At 51.4% G+C, this 19,566-nt stretch carries 19 protein-coding genes; 10 read left to right on the forward strand and 9 right to left on the reverse strand.

The annotated features are described in order from the left end of the window. The first annotated feature begins 570 nt into the window (after positions 1-570). The 3 genes from RAC90_RS20160 (at position 571) to RAC90_RS20170 (ending at position 4,760) form a co-directional block, all read left to right on the forward strand. Positions 571-1,113 (forward strand): chorismate mutase, encoded by a 543-nt coding sequence (locus tag RAC90_RS20160; protein WP_058702549.1) that lies wholly within the window; start codon positions 571-573, stop codon positions 1,111-1,113. Between the two features lie 386 nt (positions 1,114-1,499). Next, positions 1,500-3,353 (forward strand): PTS beta-glucoside transporter subunit IIABC, encoded by a 1,854-nt coding sequence (gene bglF / locus RAC90_RS20165; RefSeq protein WP_058702550.1) that lies wholly within the window; start codon positions 1,500-1,502, stop codon positions 3,351-3,353. A gap of 12 nt (positions 3,354-3,365) precedes the next feature. Further along, positions 3,366-4,760, forward strand: a complete 1,395-nt coding sequence (locus tag RAC90_RS20170; protein WP_058702551.1) for a glycoside hydrolase family 1 protein — start codon at positions 3,366-3,368, stop codon at positions 4,758-4,760. A 266-nt stretch (positions 4,761-5,026) separates the two neighbouring features. On the opposite strand, the gene RAC90_RS20175 is transcribed toward RAC90_RS20170, so the two are convergent. From RAC90_RS20175 to RAC90_RS20185, 3 genes are all read right to left on the reverse strand, one after another. Beyond that, positions 5,027-5,812, reverse strand: a complete 786-nt coding sequence (locus RAC90_RS20175; RefSeq protein ID WP_375124717.1) for an MBL fold metallo-hydrolase — start codon at positions 5,810-5,812, stop codon at positions 5,027-5,029. A 92-nt stretch (positions 5,813-5,904) separates the two neighbouring features. Continuing rightward, a complete protein-coding gene (locus RAC90_RS20180) occupies positions 5,905-6,408 on the reverse strand; it encodes a GNAT family N-acetyltransferase (RefSeq protein WP_058702553.1) in 504 nt (167 codons plus the stop codon). A gap of 3 nt (positions 6,409-6,411) precedes the next feature. Further along, positions 6,412-6,630: a DUF333 domain-containing protein gene (locus tag RAC90_RS20185; RefSeq protein ID WP_226374665.1), complete on the reverse strand. Its 219-nt coding sequence runs from the start codon at positions 6,628-6,630 to the stop codon at positions 6,412-6,414. Positions 6,631-6,731: 101 nt separating this feature from the next. Between RAC90_RS20185 and RAC90_RS20190 the strand changes: the two genes are divergently transcribed. After that, positions 6,732-7,298 (forward strand): NADPH-dependent FMN reductase, encoded by a 567-nt coding sequence (locus RAC90_RS20190; protein ID WP_033742489.1) that lies wholly within the window; start codon positions 6,732-6,734, stop codon positions 7,296-7,298. A gap of 60 nt (positions 7,299-7,358) precedes the next feature. Here RAC90_RS20190 and RAC90_RS20195 read toward each other — a convergent pair whose 3' ends face one another. Beyond that, positions 7,359-8,294: a flagellin gene (locus RAC90_RS20195; protein ID WP_006121927.1), complete on the reverse strand. Its 936-nt coding sequence runs from the start codon at positions 8,292-8,294 to the stop codon at positions 7,359-7,361. A 690-nt stretch (positions 8,295-8,984) separates the two neighbouring features. Beyond that, positions 8,985-10,376: a flagellar filament capping protein FliD gene (gene fliD, locus RAC90_RS20200; protein ID WP_324030723.1), complete on the reverse strand. Its 1,392-nt coding sequence runs from the start codon at positions 10,374-10,376 to the stop codon at positions 8,985-8,987. A gap of 835 nt (positions 10,377-11,211) precedes the next feature. Between fliD and RAC90_RS20205 the strand changes: the two genes are divergently transcribed. Continuing rightward, positions 11,212-11,436 (forward strand): KTSC domain-containing protein, encoded by a 225-nt coding sequence (locus RAC90_RS20205; protein ID WP_006121926.1) that lies wholly within the window; start codon positions 11,212-11,214, stop codon positions 11,434-11,436. Positions 11,437-11,639: 203 nt separating this feature from the next. Here RAC90_RS20205 and RAC90_RS20210 read toward each other — a convergent pair whose 3' ends face one another. The 3 genes from RAC90_RS20210 to RAC90_RS20220 are packed head-to-tail and all read right to left on the reverse strand — an operon-like array spanning position 11,640 to position 14,386. Then, the gene (locus RAC90_RS20210) at positions 11,640-12,968 is read right to left on the reverse strand and encodes an FAD-binding oxidoreductase (RefSeq protein WP_033742493.1); all 1,329 of its coding nucleotides are present in this window, start codon (positions 12,966-12,968) and stop codon (positions 11,640-11,642) included. Positions 12,969-12,982: 14 nt separating this feature from the next. Continuing rightward, complete coding sequence (locus tag RAC90_RS20215) at positions 12,983-13,588, reverse strand: cupin domain-containing protein (RefSeq protein WP_006121924.1); 606 nt, start codon at positions 13,586-13,588, stop codon at positions 12,983-12,985. Between the two features lie 45 nt (positions 13,589-13,633). After that, positions 13,634-14,386 (reverse strand): transporter substrate-binding domain-containing protein, encoded by a 753-nt coding sequence (locus tag RAC90_RS20220; RefSeq protein ID WP_375124718.1) that lies wholly within the window; start codon positions 14,384-14,386, stop codon positions 13,634-13,636. 272 nt (positions 14,387-14,658) lie between these two features. On the opposite strand from RAC90_RS20220, the gene RAC90_RS20225 reads away from it, so the two are divergent. Beyond that, on the forward strand, positions 14,659-15,309 hold the full coding sequence (locus RAC90_RS20225) for an amino acid ABC transporter permease (RefSeq protein WP_058702555.1): 651 nt from the start codon (positions 14,659-14,661) through the stop codon (positions 15,307-15,309). Between the two features lies 1 nt (position 15,310). After that, positions 15,311-16,066: an amino acid ABC transporter ATP-binding protein gene (locus RAC90_RS20230; protein ID WP_058708909.1), complete on the forward strand. Its 756-nt coding sequence runs from the start codon at positions 15,311-15,313 to the stop codon at positions 16,064-16,066. Positions 16,067-16,206: 140 nt separating this feature from the next. Here RAC90_RS20230 and rutR read toward each other — a convergent pair whose 3' ends face one another. Then, a complete protein-coding gene (gene rutR, locus RAC90_RS20235; protein WP_375124724.1) occupies positions 16,207-16,887 on the reverse strand; it encodes an HTH-type transcriptional regulator RutR in 681 nt (226 codons plus the stop codon). 389 nt (positions 16,888-17,276) lie between these two features. On the opposite strand from rutR, the gene rutA reads away from it, so the two are divergent. From rutA to rutC, 3 genes are read left to right on the forward strand one after another with little or no spacing between them, the layout of a single operon-like run. After that, a complete protein-coding gene (gene rutA / locus RAC90_RS20240) occupies positions 17,277-18,368 on the forward strand; it encodes a pyrimidine utilization protein A (protein ID WP_058702558.1) in 1,092 nt (363 codons plus the stop codon). Beyond that, positions 18,368-19,117: a pyrimidine utilization protein B gene (gene rutB, locus RAC90_RS20245; protein ID WP_058702559.1), complete on the forward strand. Its 750-nt coding sequence runs from the start codon at positions 18,368-18,370 to the stop codon at positions 19,115-19,117. Before rutA ends, rutB begins: the two co-directional genes overlap by 1 nt. Positions 19,118-19,142: 25 nt before the next feature. Next, positions 19,143-19,529: a pyrimidine utilization protein C gene (gene rutC / locus RAC90_RS20250; protein ID WP_006121916.1), complete on the forward strand. Its 387-nt coding sequence runs from the start codon at positions 19,143-19,145 to the stop codon at positions 19,527-19,529. Positions 19,530-19,566 lie beyond the last annotated feature (37 nt).

A 19,566-nucleotide genomic window follows, 5' to 3' on the forward strand; every position in this document is an offset into this window, starting at 1 on the left:
AGCCGGTAAAGGAAATTATTCGCAGCAGGCAATAGACCCATACTGCTTAATAAAGCTTATCGACTATCATGTTGAAAACTTTAAAGACATTTTGAAATAAATGCTAACAAATGTTTAATCAAACAATTTATACTGTTTTTTAAAGAAAAATTAAGATTTCGATGTTAATAGTAAAACCCAGAATAATTAGTTTGCGAATAATCAGAAGCGGATTTTAGCTGACGTTTTTTTACATTGCAGGGAGGGGAAAAAGAATTTTTTATATTTCCTTTTTCCGTATTTATATTTTTTATAATAAAATTCAATGCGTTAATTTGTTGTGTCATTGATTTCATACTGAATGCGCCATCGTCTTGTTAACCCAATATTAACATTGAAGTGGCATGGTTCTGTTGGTGGAAATGAAAGGTTACGTTTGCTAATGATAAAAAGCATTCGCTTCCTGTTGTATTCATAATTTGAATTAGTTAATTACAGAGATTAACTAAATTTTCACAGACACTTCATTATTGAGAGGTGCGTTTAATATGATTAATCTTTTTCAACTATTTGGAAACAGGCTAACCAAACATGCAATATATGACCTTTCTGCTGGCCGCCCTTATTTTTAGCGGCTCCGCTGCTGCTGCGCCTGCAGCATCTCAACCTGTCTCTCTGCTCTCACGCGCACTGCATGAAAGAATGCTGCTGATGAAAGACGTCGCAGCGTTCAAAAAAGTGCATAACAAGCCGGTTGAAGATCTGACCAGGGAAAAGGATGTGCTGGCAGAAGCGCAGGAAAAATCGGCTCAGGCCGGGCTGGATCCCCAATCTGTTACCGTCTTCTTTCAGGCGTTGATGGATGCCAGCAAAGCGATTCAGTATCGCTACATGGCGGACTGGCTGGCCAAACCTCAGTCGGTCCCACCGGCTAAAGATCTGGCTGAGTTGAGAAAGCAAATCAATCAGTTAGATGAACAAATTCTGCAAGCGATTCATCAGCAACTGTCGCAGGGCAGTTTTTCGAAAGGCGATTTAACCTCTCTTCATCACCAACTGGATGTGCAACATCTGAGTGGGGATGATATTAATAACGTTTTACAGGGACTTGAGCAAATAAAACTAAAGCGGTAACGTGCCGCCAGCGTACACGCGTTAAATAACGAACGACTTCTCATTATATCTGCATTGCAACATCACGCCCGTCCTGTCAGGCGGGCGATGCTGTTTTCACTTCCTGGCTGTTCTGCCGGAAATCCCCTTTTGATACGCGCAGGTAATGCACTCATTCTGCTCGGCGCACGGCTGTTTCTTCCGACAAAACTGCCACCTGAATCACATACGTAGCCAATACATGCTTCCTGAAAACCTTACAGATGATAAGGTTTTTGGCGACTGAATTCAGGATTGTTACTGCATCACGCAGGCAAAACCTGAGTGCGTACTTCTGACGAAGGACGCCCTCAGGTTTTTTTTTAATTCAACAGGTGGCTACAGGCACCGGATGTAAGGAAAACGAGATGGAATACCAGGCTTTAGCGAATGATATTCTCAGCCACGCTGGCGGAAAAGAGAACATCGTCAGCCTTGTGCATTGCGCAACCCGGCTTCGTTTTAAACTGAGAGACAAGCAGAAAGCAGATGCCGAGGGGCTGAAGAACAACCCGGATGTGATTATGGTGGTAGAAAGCGGCGGCCAATTCCAGGTCGTCATTGGGAACCATGTCCATGACGTCTGGCAGGCTGTGCGCAACGAGGCCGGGCTGACTGATGACGCGCCTGTCGTGGAGGAAAAGGGCGACAAGGGCTCCTTATCTGGCCGCCTAATCGACATTGTCTCCGGAATTTTTACGCCATTTATCGGCGTCCTGGCGGCCTCTGGTATCCTCAAAGGGTTGCTGGCGCTGGCAGTGGTCTGCGGTTGGCTCACCACGGAAAGCGGCACCTATAAAATATGGTTCGTCGCCAGCGACGCGCTGTTCTTCTTTTTTCCATTAGTGCTGGGCTACACCGCTGGGAAAAAGTTCGGCGGTAATCCTTTTATCACCATGGTCATTGGCGGCGCGCTGACCCATCCGATCATGATCGCTGCATTCAACGCCAGCCAGCAGCCGGATTCGGTGACCGAGGCGTTTCTCGGCATTCCGGTGACCTGGTTTAACTACAGCTCGTCCGTAATCCCGATTATTCTTGCCGCGTGGGTAAGCTGCTGGCTGGAAAGACAGAGTACGAAGCTGCTGCCATCCTCGATGAAAAATTTCTTCGCGCCGCTCATTTGCCTGGGCGTGACGGTCCCCCTGACTTTCCTGGTGATTGGCCCACTGGCAACCTGGCTCAGCCATATGCTGGCAAACGGTTATCAGTGGATCTATGCACTGGCACCGTGGCTGGCGGGCGCGGCAATGGGCGCGCTCTGGCAGGTCTGCGTCATCTTTGGTCTGCACTGGGGGCTGGTACCGTTGATGATCAACAACGTGGCGGTGCTGGGCCACGATTCTATGTTGCCGATGCTGCTGCCTGCGGTCTTCGGTCAGGTGGGTGCGGCGTTAGGGGTCTTCCTGCGCACCCGCGATGCGCGTCAAAAAATGCTGGCCGGATCGTCCGTGACGGCAGGGATCTTCGGCATTACCGAACCCGCGGTCTATGGTGTCAATCTGCCGCTGCGCCGCCCCTTTATCTTTGGCTGCGTGGCGGGAGCTGTCGGTGGAGCTATTGTTGGCTTCAGCGATACCCAAGTTTATTCGTTTGGCTTTGCCAATATTTTTACCCTCGCCCAGATGATACCGCCGGGCGGCGTGGATGCCACGCTGTGGGGCGGCCTTTTCGGCACAATGGTGGCACTGGTCCTGAGTTGCGGTCTGACGTTGGTCGCCGGGATGCCAGCGCGCGCAACGCCTAACGGGCGCACATTAGCAGGCAAAAACACGGTGTTATCGCCGATGACCGGCACCGTTCTGGCACTCGACCAGGTGCCGGATACCACCTTCGCTAGCGGCCTGCTGGGCAGCGGTGCCGCTATCATTCCCTCTGATAACAACGTCGTTGCCCCTTTCACCGGCGTTGTTGCCTCGCTTTTTCAGACCAAACATGCCATTGGCCTGCTCAGCGACAGCGGCATTGAAGTATTGATCCACGTGGGCATCGACACCGTGAAGCTCAATGGCATCCCCTTTACCGCTCACGTGAAGGTAGGTGACAGCGTGCAGCCGGGCGATCTGCTGCTGGAGTTTGATCGTCAGGCAATTATCGATGCCGGTTACGACCTGACGACCCCGATTATTATCAGCAACAGCGACGAATACCGCGAGGTAGCGACCGTGGCGGCAACATTCGCCAATGCCGGTGTACCGCTAATCTGCGTAAGCCATCAATAACAGGAGAACATAATGAAGACTTTCCCGGATGATTTTTTATGGGGTGGGGCGTTAGCCGCCAACCAAACAGAGGGCGCTTATCTGGACGATGGAAAAGGGCTGTCAACTTCTGACGTTCAGCCACAGGGGGTTTTTGGTCCGGTGGTAGAGCGCGTCGCGGGAGACAGCAGTATCAAGGATGTGGCTATCGACTTCTATCACCGCTATCCGGAAGACATCAAACTCTTTGCTGAAATGGGTTTTAAATGCCTTCGTGTCTCGATTGCCTGGACGCGTATTTTCCCGAACGGTGATGATCAGCAGCCAAACGAGGCAGGGCTGGCTTTTTACGACAGGCTGTTTGACGAACTGACCGCGCACGGTATCAAGCCGCTTGTCACGCTGTCACATTATGAAATGCCATGGGCGCTGGTAAAGCAGTACGGCGGCTGGGGAAGTCGTCAGACTATCGGTTTTTTTGAACGCTACGCCCGCACTGTGTTTGCGCGCTACAAAGAGAAGGTGAAGCTGTGGCTGACTTTCAACGAGATCAACATGTCCTTGCACGCGCCGCTGACTGGCGTTGGTCTGCCGGAAACCAGCAATAAAGGCGAAGTGTACCAGGCAATCCATCATCAACTGGTCGCCAGCGCGCTGGCGGTAAAAGCCTGTCATGACATTATTCCTGATGCCAGAATCGGCAATATGCTGTTGGGCGGCCTGGTATACCCGCTGACCTGCAAGCCAGAAGACGTGCTGGAAGCGCTACAGGAGAACCGCAGCTGGCAGTTCTTCGGTGACGTGCAGTGCCGCGGTGCCTACCCGGGCTATATGCTGCGCTTCTTCCGTGACAACGGTATTCAGATTGACATCACCGATGCCGACCGCGAGGCGCTGACATCAACGGTCGACTTTATCTCGTTCAGCTACTATATGACCGGCTGTGTCACCACCGATGAGGCGTTAAATCAGCAGGCACGGAGCAACATCCTGAGCATGGTGCCAAACCCGCATCTGGCAAGCTCCGAATGGGGCTGGCAGATAGATCCTGTCGGTCTGCGTACGCTGCTCAACGTGCTCTGGGATCGTTATCAGAAACCCCTGTTTATCGTGGAAAACGGCCTGGGTGCGAAGGATAAACCTGACGCGGACGGCGTAGTGCAGGATGACTACCGCATTAGCTACCTTAATGACCATTTAGTACAGGTGCGCGAGGCGATTGACGATGGTGTAGAGGTGATGGGCTATACCAGCTGGGGGCCCATCGATCTGGTCAGCGCCTCCAGAGCCGAGCTGTCCAAGCGCTATGGTTTTATTTATGTTGACCGCGATGACAATGGGAACGGCACGCTGGCGCGCAGCCGCAAGAAAAGTTTCTGGTGGTATAAAGAGGTTATCGCCACCAGTGGTGCATCGCTGGCACCCTGATCCAGTGCGAAAGGGTGAGTCAACTGAACTCGCCCTGACGTTCCTGTGCCGCTACAGACCGGAACGACGGTGTCGTTTTTGCTGAGTGCGGTCAACAGATGAATCCGTTGATAGCGCCACTAACAGGGATCGTAGCGTAGGTGATGAGGCTGTCTCATCGCCGTAAGGGTGAGTCATAAAGCCTGTCTGAGGTATATCGACGAATGAAAAACGTGGGTTAAGCGGGTGATGGCGTTGGCCGCTTAACCGTCCGTCACTGCTCTGTCTTACTGCAGGCAGTCTATATATTTTTGTGCTGAGCGGTTCACCACCTGTTTCGCGTCAGACGCAATATCGCGCCCTTCAAATGCACTATAAAGTCGATCAAAGGCAAAGGGGGTCAGACGCTCGGTTATTGTCCTGATGTTGTCTGCCGTTAAAGGCAGCATGTTGGGATAACTCCACATGAAGGACACAGCATTTGCCCCCGGCGCAACCTGAATAATATCGCCAGACAACAGGATGCCTTCATTTTTTGCCCAGTGCAGTACCGTGCCGCCCGCGAAGTGGCCACCCAGCCGCAACAAACTTATGTCAGGGAGCATAGTCAGGACATCGCCATCCCATAACTGCAGATGTGGGCTGTCACGCACAATCCATTCGCTGTCGCTGGCGTGGATATACAATGGCGCATCAAATATTGCTGCCCAGTCTTGCATGTTGCTGTAATAGTGGGGATGTGAAATCGCAATTGCGTCGATACCGCCCAGCGCACGAATGATATCGACGGTGGCGGCATCAAGGTTAGGTATGCAGTCCCACAGCACGTTGCCCTGTTGTCCTTTAATCAAAAACGCGCGCTGGCCGATGGCAAAATCAGGCACAGACTGCAGGCTAAACAATCCCGTTTCAGGTTGCTGCCATTTATTGCTGTGCGCGGCATGGAACGCTTCACTGGATGTCCATTGTTGCCCTGAAGCCGGCACGTACTGACGTTCATCTTCGCAAATTATGCAGTGGGTTGTTTCCATCTGAGAGTAGGCGGTTCCGCATGTGACACAGATCTTTGTCATCCTGTTCTCCCCCGTTAATGTCTTAGATTCATTGTAGAATCTGCATCGGAAGCAGGTTTCCTTTTGTGCTATGCGCGGCGGTTTTGAGGTTGCTAACCCTGATGGCTATAGACAAAAAAATCTTCATCTTGCATAGCAAACTTTGCCACCGGGTACATGCCAAGGCGTTGATGGGCCTGAATTGAACGGCTGTTTTGCGCCTGAATAAATAACACAGGTGCGCCCTGATGATACTGGCACATGTGGTGATAAAGGCGTTTTAGCAATCCCTTTCCCCGTTCAGCCTCACTGATACAAACCGGGCCGTAGAGCCAACAGTGCCACCCCGGTGGCCACGCATGAAGCATCGCGTTAATCATCTCGGGTTCGTGCTGAGTGGGAATGGCGCTAAATAATACGCCGGTAATCGCCTCATCGCGCTGGGCAACCACTGTCCTGACACCGGCGCGACGCAGCATCCCTTCAACTTTATCGGCAGGAAAATCCCCATTCAGTGTGCCGCCGCGTCCGGCCGAGTTTGCCTGAAGCAGGGCTGTAATTCCGGCCAGATCGTGCAGGGTCGCCAGTCTGATAACCGAGCGGTCAGAATTCACCACAGCTTACCCCTTCGATTCGTCACGGCGGTACAAGGTCCATTCCTCGATATGTTCACCCGAAGGCAGGATACAGTAGCCCACTTCACCCGTTGGCGTTTTTACAATATCGCTTTTTCCGCCAACGGCCAGACAATGCTGTGAGGCCGGATTGGCGAGGCCTGATGTCCGGGTGCGATGATCCGGCGCACAGCCCACGACCAAAATTGATGTTAAAACCAACAAAAATTGCCGCATAACCACTCACTTTTAATCCGTCAGAAACGCCATAGTATATTCCAGACGTGGCGTGAAAACGCACTTAGCCATCGAAAAGAGGAACGACAATGTCAGACAAGCCGTTAAAAATGGTTACCTTACTGGGCAGCCTGAGAAAAGGATCGTACAACGCGATGATTGCGCATGCGCTACCGCAACTGGCACCGCAGGGCGTGGTGGTAGAAGCGCTGCCGTCAATCCGGGATATTCCACTTTATGATGCGGATATCCAGCAGGAAGCAGGCATTCCAGATACCGTCACGGCGCTGGCTGAACAGATCCGCCAGGCTGATGGCGTCATTATCGTGACCCCTGAATACAACTACTCCGTTCCTGGCGGACTGAAAAATGCCATCGACTGGTTGTCTCGCGTGCCCAATCAGCCTTTAGCCGGTAAGCCCGTGGCGATTCAAACGAGTTCAATGGGTGCTATCGGTGGCGCACGCTGTCAGTATCATCTGCGGCAGATTTTGGTTTTTCTGGATGCGATGGTGTTAAACAAACCGGAATTCATGGGGGGCGTTATCCAGAATAAAGTGGATGAGCAGGCCGGAGAGGTGATTGAACAGGGTACAAGAGAGCATCTGGCTAAGCAGTTAGCGGCATTTAGCGACTTCATTCGAAAGGTGAGCTGACAAACCGCCGCTGAGTGATAAGAACCACGCCTGTAACAGGCGTGGTTCCTGAATTGGCTCTTAACGCAGTAATGACAGCATCGTCTGTGGCACCTGGTTGGCCTGCGCCAGTACCGAGGAACCTGCCTGCTGGAGGATCTGAGCACGTGACATATTCGACACTTCCGTCGCGTAGTCCGCATCCTGAATACGGCTGCGGGCAGCAGTCAGGTTGGTGACGGTGTTGTTCAGGTTGCTGATGGTGGACTCAAAACGGTTCTGAGACGCACCCAACAGGCTACGCTGACTGTCAACGGCTTTAATCGCTTTATCAATATCTGCCAGCGGTGTGCTGCCAGATGCTGTACCGCCCGATCCACCGGTAACGGCACCTTTCAGTACGTCAAAGCCGATAGCCGCGGTGCTGCGGGCTGTACCATTCACTGTCTGACCGGTTGTTGAACTGGTGTTTTGCACGTTACCAGAAGAGGCGTTACCTGCTGCGGCTAGGTCAAAACTGTCACTTGAACTGATGGTAATTCCGATCGTTTGGCCATCCTGCGCACCAACCTGGAAGTTGTAGGTGGTGCTGCCTGAACCGGTGTTCAGTACTTTGAGTCCGTTAAAATCGGTCTGCTTGGTATCGCGGTCGATTTCCTGCATGCGCTGGTTAACTTCAGCCTGAATCGAATCGATATCCGAAGCAGAGTTGGAGCTGTTCTGCGCCTGAACGGTCAGATCGCGGACGCGCTGCAGGTTGTTGTTTATCTCATCCAGCGCACCTTCCGCTGTCTGAGACAATGAAATACCGTCGTTCGCGTTACGCGCAGCAACGGTCAGACCGTTGATGTTTGACGTAAAACGGTTAGCAATCGCTTCACCCGCGGCATCATCTTTTGCGCTGTTAATACGCAGGCCCGATGACAGACGTTCAATAGCGGTACCCAGAGAAGACTGAGACTTATCCAGGTTATTCTGAGTGATGAGCGACAGAACGTTAGTGTTAATCACTGACATGATAAATTCCTTCTAAGGAGAACGTATGATTTACGCATTATTATTATCGAAACGAAACCACAGAACTTTAATTAAAAATCGCCAGATAAGATTAATTCGTGAATAGCAGAAGTGCCGTTTTAAGCGAAAGGAAACGCCTGCGGTATCCTTGTAAAAAAGAATTATTGCCACACATCAAATACAACCAAATTACTTAATTCCTTAACCTTAAAAACTTTTTGTTACAGCATTTACTGTTAAATAGCACGGATAATTAAATATCAGAAAAAGTCCCTGATGCCAGGCGGTTGCCTTATTTTCTTCCTGTTTATGCATTGATAAGAAAACCTGTATTAAACCTGTCTAAAAAATCCCGCCAAGATATATCATTACTTCCGTGTAACACTTTGAAATAATGAAAGTTATGCGAAAATCGTTTTACGTCCTGGCGCAACGTGGTCAGAGAGGATGAGTGGTATTGCATTGCAAAGCAAGTGGGCAGGGTAGCACGGCCCAATCACTGCCGCTGGTTTCACAGAAACGGGAGAAATTAATCTAAACCTGTATTACGTATGAATTAGATCTGAAAGAGAGTGGTAAAGCGTTACCGCTATTCAGAAACAGTAAAGCAGAACGATGAAGGGAAGATAATGACCAGACAGATATCTTTTACAAGATATCTGTCTGCAGAGTAATAAGATAAGGCGGCTATTACATTTTTGCGAATTGTGCAGCCAGATAGTTACCGGTCTGCGTCATAGAAGAAACCAGCGTACTCAGATTGGTAAATTCCGTTTTATACTGCGCCATAATCGTGGTGATTTGGTCGTTAACAGTATTGTATTGATCTGAGAGCTGCTTCAACGACGTATTAATCCCTGTTGTGGCGTTCGAAACGGTACCATTACTCGCCAGCATTTGGTTGAGATTATTCGTCACCTCTGTCGCAAAGCCGGTTGTCTTTCCATCGCCGGTTAGAAACGCTAAAACATCGGCGGGCTGATTCGTCAGCGCATTATTCAGTTTCGTACTGTCCACGGTCAGGTCACCTTTATCATCCTGTGTAATGCCCAGTTGAGACAGCTCCTGAATATTACCCGACTGAGGATCAGAAAACTGACTGCGCAGGCTGGTCTGAATATTCATTAACGTGTTATCACCGAGCAGATCGCCATTGTCAGCACTCTGCGCCTGTCCGGCTTGTACAGGCGTATAGTTTGTTTGATCGGCAATGGTTTTTTGCAGCGAATTATACGCATCCACATATGTCTGGATTGCTGTCGACATCGGCGATGTATCTGACGCGATGGATAACGTTTCCGGCGAGCCGGTATTCACTTTATTTAAATTCAGGGTTACACCTTCCGGTGCATCCGTCACAATGTTGCTGCTGCGGGTAATTGATAAACCATTCACTTTTATCTGCGCATCCTGAGCGGCAACCTGTTCTGTCATACCATTATTACTGCCACCACTGCTGTAATTGACATACTGTGCCAACGTTGAGTCGTTGGTACTGACGGTCATTACATTCGCCGTCCCGCTGTCACGTGCGGTCAGGGACAAATAATAGGTATTGTCGTTCGCCATAATAACGCTGGCGTTTACGCTGCCCTGTTGCTGGTTAATCGCGTCACGAATAGCAGTCAGGCTTGTCTGGTTCTGGTTTAACGTCACGGTCAGCGGGGATTTCTGTCCAGGCTGGCTGATCGTGATCGTGCGGGAAGCCATGCTGCTGTCGCCAAGCTGCGCTGTTTCACTACTGGCTGATTTGGAGAGCAGTGACTGTGATGCGGCCAACTGATCCACTTCAACGGAATAGTTTCCGGCAGCGGCATTGCTGGCAAGCGTGGCGGTAAACGCCGTATTCGTACTGGTGACCTTCGTGGTCGCTATGCTTGATGCGTTTTGCAAAGCCGCAGCGGCTGTCTGCAATTTTGACATTGAACTTTGTACCACGCCCCAGGCTGTCAGTTGCGCATTGTATGACGCCTGCTGTGTGGTAATTGGAGTCAACTGCGCTTCTTCAGCTGACTGTAAATTATCATATAACGTGTTGAGGTCGAGGTTAGTACCAGCGCCAAGTGAGCTTATGCTTGCCATTTTCTTGTCCTGATGAAGTGACACCAGACATGAAGATACAACGCATTAATTAGGCATTTTTCTGATTTTGCGCGTTGTTGCAAATCGGTTTATGGTCATTTCATGACCATCAATTTTTCGTTAAGCTGGTAAAAAAATGTTAACAGCAAAACAGATTGTCATTTTTTTCAGGTCTTTTTATTGAGTGTATTCGTAAATGGACAAATTAACCCTTTGCTAATCATGAAATTAAATTGCAGTCGTGTTGGCGGTGTCGCTAAACCTGTGCACTTTGACGAGACAAGTACGGTCGTGCAGCTGAAACCTGCTGTGAATAAACCCCCCCTGGCGTGACCAGAAGGAAATAGGGTGCTAACTCAAATTATTTCTTATTAAAAAATCATTAAATCCTAATCGATGCATTTGCCTTTTATCTTTCTTTTAGCCCTAAAGTTTTTATTTTTACGGCACTGCGCACTCAACAAAAAAGAATTTTAAAAATCGTTAACGCTTACGTTTGAAATATTTATTTACATCCCCCTGGTGAGGATAAATTGAGGGGACGGTTTCAGATAAGGTAGCACAACGATCTTGTCAGACGTTGTCAACGCCTGTCAGCCGTGGTTCTGGTTGGTGAAAAATCACTGCCACATTGCTCGTGTATATTAGCAGGACCAGCCTTTACTGAAGACGGGCTTGATCCGGTAAAAGCCATGTCAGCGCGCGGTGTCATCAATAACTGTTATTTGTCAGCGCATTGAAGGTTGCTCAACAATGGGGAAGTCTGTGATACATTGCCGCTCTGCCAGCGCGGCAATGATGCAGGCCTGGGCTTAACCGATACGGACTATCTTTCATGAAACGACACGATATTAACTCTTCTTTATTTCGCAGCGCAGGATTCGATCCCACTTCGGGTGTGCTCGAGCTTGAATATCGCAACGGAAGTTGCCGGCGCTGGCTGGCCGTTCCTGCCCGGGTTTACCAGGGATTTTGTGCCGCGGTGGATCCCGATAGCTTTTTCCGCGAAAGCATTGATAATCGCTACTTTTCTATGCATCACAAGCGGGATTCACAGTAACGGACACGCAGAAAAGGCCGCGCTGAGTCTGGAGGGTTGTGCGAAATCCCGCGGCCATATTCAGGTGCGGGTTGAGTAGGGCCGGGCAGGGGTTTTCACGTCGGATAAATCAGGCGGCGCTACAGCGCTAAAAACATGCCTGAGCGGGCTGCATTCGATAACGGCCATGCGCTGTTCGCATGGCCTGTCTGTTATCAGCGCAGTTACATCATTTGCGGTTGGCGAATCGCATTACCTTTCTCGAAGCGTGAGAGCCGGTAGGGCGTCAGGTCCGTATAAACGGGCTTATTCGTTAACATCTGTGCACACATCAGTCCCGCACCGGGTCCGATGGCAAAACCGTGGCCACTAAAGCCTGAGGCAATAAACATGCCGGGGAGCTGGCTCACCTGATCAATCACCGGCACCAAATCCGGGGTGGTATCAATCCAGCCGGCCCAGGCATAATCGACTTTGATGCCCTCCAGTTCGGGGAAGACGCGAATCAACTCGGCCAGGCCATCGTGAATGATGCGCTTGTCCGGCGTGGGATCAAGCACCCGGATCTTTTCAAACGGCGAGGGCCTGTCGGGCGACCAGCTTCCAGACGCTTCAGGACCAGAAAAGAATGAACCGTTCAGGCGGATTTTCAGTTTTTTAGCGACCTTGCTGCGGAACATGGGATAAAACTTCGCAGCATAACGGATGTTCTGCGGTGCTAAATCAATCTGGCCAAGGCCCGGAACGGCAACGGTGTAACTGCCGTCCAGACGGCGGCGAAGGCAAAGATTAGGCGTGCTCAGACAGCCTTTGACGACCTCAGGAGCGGCGGTTGTTTTAAATACCGTACCCAGAATATTGGCGGCAGGGAGTTCTACGCCATATTGTCTGCAGAAACGCGAACTCCACGCACCGCCGCAGCAAATTACCCGGCTGGCTTTAACCAGTCCGCGTTCTGTCCAGACGCCAGAAACACGGCCCGCGCTGATATCCAGCGCGCGCACCGCGCAACGCTGAAAAATGCTGGCTCCCAGCTTTTGCGCGCCTTTCGCAATGGCCGGTACCGCCTGCGACGGTTCTGCACGACCATCTGTCGGTGACCATACACCGCCTCGCCATGGAGTTTTGTCCCCAATGCGCTCCTGTGCTTCACGCGCGGAGAGCAACTGGCTGGTAAAGCCAATCTGTTTTGCCTGCTGTCCCCATTTTTCCCAGCGCGCCAGGTCAGCTTCATTTAGCGTGCCATAGAGGATACCGCTGCGCCTGAAGCCCAAATCCATCCCGATTTCACCACTCAGCTCATCCCAGCGCTGCAGGCTTCGCATCGCCATTGGTAACTCATGCAAATCACGGTTCTGTTGACGAACCCAGCCCCAGTTTCGGCCTGACTGTTCACCGGCAATCACACCTTTCTCAAACAGCGCAACAGAAACCCCCTGTTTCGCCAGTTCATATGCCGTTGACGTCCCCACAATCCCACCGCCTATCACAACAACATCAACAGAGGTGGGGAAGACGGAACTGTCACTGACGCTATCGACCTTAATTCGCATGGGTTAACCTTGTTTCAAATATGATGTCGGGGCGGAATATGCATAATCCACAACACGCGGGCTTCAGTGTCGCTGTCGTTAAAAATGTTATGCGGAAGATGACTTTTAAACTGAAAACTGTCGCCCGCTTCGATGAAGGTCGCCTCACCGTTCACCTCCAGCGTGAGACGGCCTTCCATGACTACACCTGCTTTTTCACCAATGCCTGTCAGCATTTCTTCCGAACGCGTGCGGGGAGGGATGCTGATATACATAAACTGAATATCATGTTCGCCAGAAGGCGATAACATCGCCTTGGTTATGCCCTGCCTGCCAACTTCAAAATGCGGCCGCTCACGCCAGCGCCGGACATAATGTTCAGCACCGGGTCGCATCTCTTCATTTTGTTCAAGAAAAGCGGTCAGTGGGACATTCAGGACCACGCGAAGTTGCTCAAGCACCCGTACCGTGGGGTTAGCCAGATTGCGCTCAATCTGGCTGATGGCTCCCGCCGACACATTGGCCTGTTCCGCCAGTGCCTTGATGGTCATATTGCGCGACTTGCGTATCTGCTTTAGTCGTAAGCCAATCGTCATCTCGACGGCACTCAGATCCTCTGAGTGCATTAACGCTGTTTTCATCACCATGTTCCTTAAGGTTGCGTGCCTCCGTGCATCAACACGCGATTAAGGCATTCCCCACTTCGCTTTGATTTTTTGCAATGTGCCGTCGGCCTTCATTGCCGTCAGGGCAGTATTAATATCGGCAAGTAGCTTATCGTTCCCTTTTTTCACGCCAAAGGCCATAGGTGCGATATGCTCAGGCTTGTAACCGTCCACCACATGCATACCTTTGTACGCGCCAGATTTTTCCTGATATTTCATTATCGGGTAATCGTTCATCCCCGCAGCGATACGGCCCAGGGACAGATCGCGCATCATATCTGCCGGACTGTCATACACTTTCACCTCTTTCGCGATACCGCTCTTAATCAGCGCCTGCGTATAATCGGTGCCCGTCATGGTGCCGACGATGTCGCCTTTCAGATCCTGCTGCGAGCGATAGACTTTTTTATTGTCATCACGCACGACCAGCCCCGGTCCAAACGCAGTGACTGGCTGCGAGAACGCAATACGTTTTTCGCGCTCTGGCGTGGGTGTCATCCCGGCCACAATCATGTCGATTTTGCCCGCAATTACAGACTGAATCAGCGTCGAGAAAGGCACCGCGGTAAAGTTGATGTCAAGCTTCTGACGTTTGGCCACTTCCGCGGCCACGTCCGGCATGAAGCCTTCAATTTTACCGGTTTTAGTATCCAGAAACGTGGTAGGCGCGCTGGAAGGCGGAGAGCCTGCCGTCAGTGGCGCTGCCTGTGCACTGCAAGTGAGGCCAAGGGCAACAGAGAATAAAGCCATGGTAACGTGCGACCGAAGAGACATCACTTACTCCTGATTGACATGTGAACAATTAATTTCACTATAATGAAATTAAATTCCTGCCTGTCAATCTTTTCTTTTCTAAAAATGTTGCGCCTCACAAATTAACACAAAACCCTTTAATTTCCCCATTCAGTGGGCTTTCAATGCACTTTATTACATTAATAAGTTAATGCTATGACGTCATCAGATGAAAAGTTTGACAGTATTTACTGATAAACATATTCATTTAAATGAATTTGAAGCATGACACTCAACACCGGCGGGAGCGCATAATGGACTGGAGCAGCATTCATGTTTACCTTCCCTTTCTTTTGCAAGGGGCTGAAATGACGATTTATATCACGCTACTGTCCTTGTTCATCAGTACGCCGCTGGGGTTGATCTTCGCTGCCGCAAAAATGTGTCCTTTTAAAATCATTTCCTGGCCCGTCAGCGTCATCATTAATATCACTCGTGCACTGCCGATGATTGTGGTGCTGTTCTACATCTATTTCGTTTTTCCCGATATCGGTATTACCCTGACATCCTTTCAGGCCAGCGTCATCGGTATCGCGTTTTGCTTTTCAACCTTCCTGGCCGAGATTTTTCGTTCCGGTATTGAATCGGTGGATCGTGGTCAGCTTGAGGCGGCGCGCTCTATGGGCATGAGCTTCTTTAAAGCGATGCGACGCGTCATTCTGCCTCAGGCTTTTCATGTCGCGCTGCCGCCATACAGCAATACTCTGGTCATGATGCTGAAAGACTCAGCGCTGGCGTCAACGATCGCGGTTACCGAAATGACCCGCCAGGGCCAGCTTCTGGCGGCTTCAACCTTTGATAACACCACTGTGTATACGCTGGTGGCGTTGCTCTACCTGACGTTATGCATGCCGTTGCTGGCTTTTACCAGGCACCTTGAAAATCGCCAGAAAAAAGGAGCATGAGATGATTGAAATTTTTGATGTCCATAAGCGCTTTGGTGCAGTTGAAGTGCTGAAAGGGGTGAGTTTTCGCGTCGAAGAGGGCGAAGTGGTGTGCCTGGTCGGGCCTTCAGGCTCCGGGAAATCGACGGTGCTGCGCTGTATCAACGGGCTGGAAACCTATGAAAGCGGCACCATCCGCGTGCTTGATCAGCATGTTGACAGTAAAAGCAAACGTATCAACGCGCTGCGTCGCCAGATCGGTATGGTTTTTCAACGCTTTAATCTGTTTCCTCACCGTAGCGTGCTGGAAAACGTGATGGAGGGGCCGATTTACGTCAATGGCGAGACACGCAGTAAAGCCGAAAAGATGGCCAAAGAGCTGCTGGAAAGAGTAGGGCTGGGCGACAAAGTTTCCGCCTGGCCGTCGCAGCTTTCCGGTGGTCAGCAGCAGCGCGTAGCGATTGCCCGCACGCTGGCCCTGCAGCCGAAAGCCATTCTTTTTGATGAGCCGACATCCGCGCTGGACCCAGAACTGGTCGGCGAAGTGCTGCAGGTTATGCGCAACCTGGCCCAGCAGGGAATGACCATGATCGTGGTAACGCATGAGATGCAGTTTGCAAGAGAGGTTGCCGATCGCGTGTGTTTCCTGCACAGCGGACAGATTATAGAGCAGGGTCATGCGGATGAGGTGCTGCTGCGGCCTCAGGAAGCGCGCACGCAGGATTTCCTGCGCCGCGTACTGGGTAACACAGGCGTGCAGAGTTTGATGAATACCTAATTCAAACGAAACGTTTGATCGGGCTTCGCTAGCCATTCAGCAGAGATGAGCGGCCCTGCCTGTCACCCGACGCTGCGTCCAGCAAAATTTCTGGCAACCTTTCGCCTGAGGCGTCGGTACAAACGCCCCCGCCAGGCGGATTAAGCCCGCATCTGAATGCCTTCAGTAATGATGTGCTGAAGGTTTTTTACCGTCTGGTCGAAAAACGCCGGATCGCTGAGCGTTTTACCGGTGATTGCCTCAACCTGCACGCTAAAATCGGCGTAATGCTGCGTCGTTGCCCAGAGCATAAAAATCAACTGCATTGGATCGACGGGGGCAATGCGCTCATCTTTAATCCAGCCCCGAATGACATCGCATTTTTCTTCTACCAGGGTTTTCAGGCTGCCCCCCAGCTCCTGTTTCAGCAACGGCGCGCCCTGAACCATCTCCAGGCAAAAAAGTCGCGAAGCCTGCGGATGATCGCGGGACACACAGAGTTTCAGGCGAATATATTCTCTAATGGCTTCCAGTGGATGCTGATCGGGCTGTAAGGCCTTTAACGGCGCCAGCCAGATATCCAGCAGTCCTTTCAGCACATCAATATAGAGCGCTTCTTTTGTCGGGAAGTAATAAAAGAGGTTAGTTTTCGAGACGTCAGCCCGTTCTGCAACCTGCTCCAGCCGGGTGCCGTGAAAGCCATAGAGTGAAAAAAATTCCAGTGCGGCGGTCATGATAGCGCCACGTTTGGCAGCAACCGCCCGCGAGCGTCGCGTTGTGGTTTTGGAACCTGGGCTAACGGATTTTTGCTCTCCGGCGGCAGCGTGCGGGTGTTCGACCAATGGCTTCACAACATCTCCTGAGACAAACAGCAAGGCGTGAATCATAACAAATGGGGGCAGGGGCGACCATCGCAACGCTCATTATTCACGCGCTCTGAAATCAACAGTTGAGCGATTTGCACCCTTTTTGCTCAATCTTGCCTGTTATCTGTGCAGTTATTTTTGAACAATGGGTCCGAAACGGACCGTTTGCTCCAGTTATCTTCTATTCAAACTTTCAACCCTATGAAAAGGCTATTTATTTTAAAACTGGCACCCGCTTTGCAAAGACTCTTGCGTCTGGAGATTTCAGCACGGTGCAATTCGGAACCCGCAGGACGCACTCAAGCCGCGCAGAGATTTTCGTAAGCCCTTGTATTGGTACTTATTACTTTTAATCGAGGTGAGCGATGAAAATCGGTGTCTTTATTCCTATCGGCAACAACGGTTGGTTAATTTCAGAAACTGCACCGCAGTACAAACCGACCTTCGACCTGAACAAAACCATCGTGCAAAAAGCGGAGCACTACCATTTTGATTTTGCGCTTTCCATGATTAAACTGCGCGGCTTCGGTGGTAAAACCGAATTTTGGGAACACAATATGGAGTCGTTCACGCTGATGGCCGGACTGGCCGCCGTGACCTCTCGCATCCAACTTTACGCCACGGCCGCTACGCTGGTGATGCCGCCGGCGATCGTCGCGCGCATGGCCGCAACCATTGATTCCATCTCTAACGGCCGTTTCGGTGTCAACGTTGTCACCGGCTGGCAAAAACCCGAGTACGAGCAAATGGGCATGTGGCCGGGCGATGACTATTTTACCCGCCGCTATGATTACCTGACCGAATACGTCAGCGTGCTGCGCGATCTGTGGGGCACCGGCCACTGCACGCTCGACGGCGAATTCTTCAAAATGGACGACTGCCGCGTCAGTCCGCGACCGCAAAGCGAGATGAAAGTGATCTGCGCCGGGCAAAGTGATGCAGGCATGGCGTTTTCTGCCAGACATGCCGACTTTAATTTCTGCTTCGGCAAGGGCGTCAATACACCAACGGCCTTCGCGCCAACCGCCGCCCGCATGAAAAAAGCGGCAGAGGCTGAAAACCGCGACGTGTCTTCTTATGTGCTGTTCATGGTCATCGCCGATGAAACCGATGAGGCCGCGCGCGCCAAATGGGAGCTGTATAAAGCCGGGGCTGACGCCGAGGCGCTCGCGTGGCTGACCGATCAGAGCAGCAAGGACACCCAATCCGGCAGCGATACCAATGTCCGTCAGATGGCGGATCCCACCTCAGCGGTCAACATCAATATGGGCACACTGGTCGGCTCCTGGGCCAGCGTCGCCAGAATGCTCGATGAAATCAACACCGTGCCCGGCGCTGGCGGCGTCCTGCTGACCTTTGACGACTTCGTTGAGGGCATCGAAAACTTTGGCCGCTACATTCAGCCATTAATGAAAACCCGCCAGCACATCGGCATTGCGCAGAAAGAGGTCGCATAATGAACGTTGTTGAGAATCCGTCAGTGGTCCGCCGCGAACCCCACAATACCGGCGAGGAAACGGTCCTCGCAGCCCGGCCTGAAGCCATCGCTTTTACCCCACAGCAAACCGCGCTGATTGTCGTGGATATGCAAAATGCTTATGCGTCACAGGGCGGTTACCTGGATCTGGCGGGCTTTGATGTCTCTGCCACCGCGCCGGTGATCGCCAATATTAAAGTGGCGATTGCCGCCGCACGCGCGGCGGGCATCAAAGTGATTTTTTTTCAGAACGGCTGGGATAATCAGTATGTTGAAGCCGGCGGTGCGGGGTCGCCGAACTTCCATAAATCCAATGCGCTAAAAACCATGCGCAAACGCCCGGAGCTGATGGGCAAACTGCTGGCAAAAGGTGACTGGGATTACGATCTGGTCGATGAGCTTCAGCCGCAGCCGGGCGATATTGTGCTGCCCAAACCCCGTTACAGCGGCTTCTTTAATACCCAGCTCGACAGTCTGCTGCGCAGCTATGGCATTCATCATCTGGTGTTTACCGGCATCGCCACGAATGTCTGCGTGGAATCCACCCTGCGCGATGGCTTTTTCCTGGAATATTTTGGCGTCGTACTGGAAGACGCGACGCACCAGGCCGGCCCGGAATTCGCACAGAAAGCCGCGATTTATAACATTGAAACCTTTTTTGGCTGGGTCTCTAACGTGCGTCAGTTCTGTGACGCTGTTGGCTACAAAACTGAACAACACGCGGCCTGACCGCTTTTACAAAGGACAATCAACGATGCCTAAAAGCGCCATTATTCCCGCTGGCAGTGGAGTGCCACTGGCACCTTTTGTTCCGGGCACGCTCGCCGATGGCGTGGTGTACGTTTCCGGGACGCTGCCGTTTGATAAAGACAACAACGTGGTGCACGTTGGCGATGCCGCGGCACAAACCCGTCACGTTCTGGAGATCATCAAAAACGTGATTGAAACCGCAGGCGGCACAATGGAGGACGTCACCATGAATTCCATCTTTATCACCGACTGGGCCAATTATGGGGCAATCAATCAGGTCTACGCCGAGTATTTTCCCGGTGAAAAACCCGCGCGGTTCTGTATTCAGTGCGGGCTGGTGAAGCCGGATGCCCTGATTGAGATCGCAACGATTGCCCACATCGGCAAGTAATCTGTTTACCGGCATCTGTTCTGATAACCCTGAGGAA

It is taken from the genome of Pantoea sp. CS_6, from assembly GCF_041954745.1.
In the GTDB taxonomy this organism is placed as follows: domain Bacteria; phylum Pseudomonadota; class Gammaproteobacteria; order Enterobacterales; family Enterobacteriaceae; genus Pantoea; species Pantoea stewartii.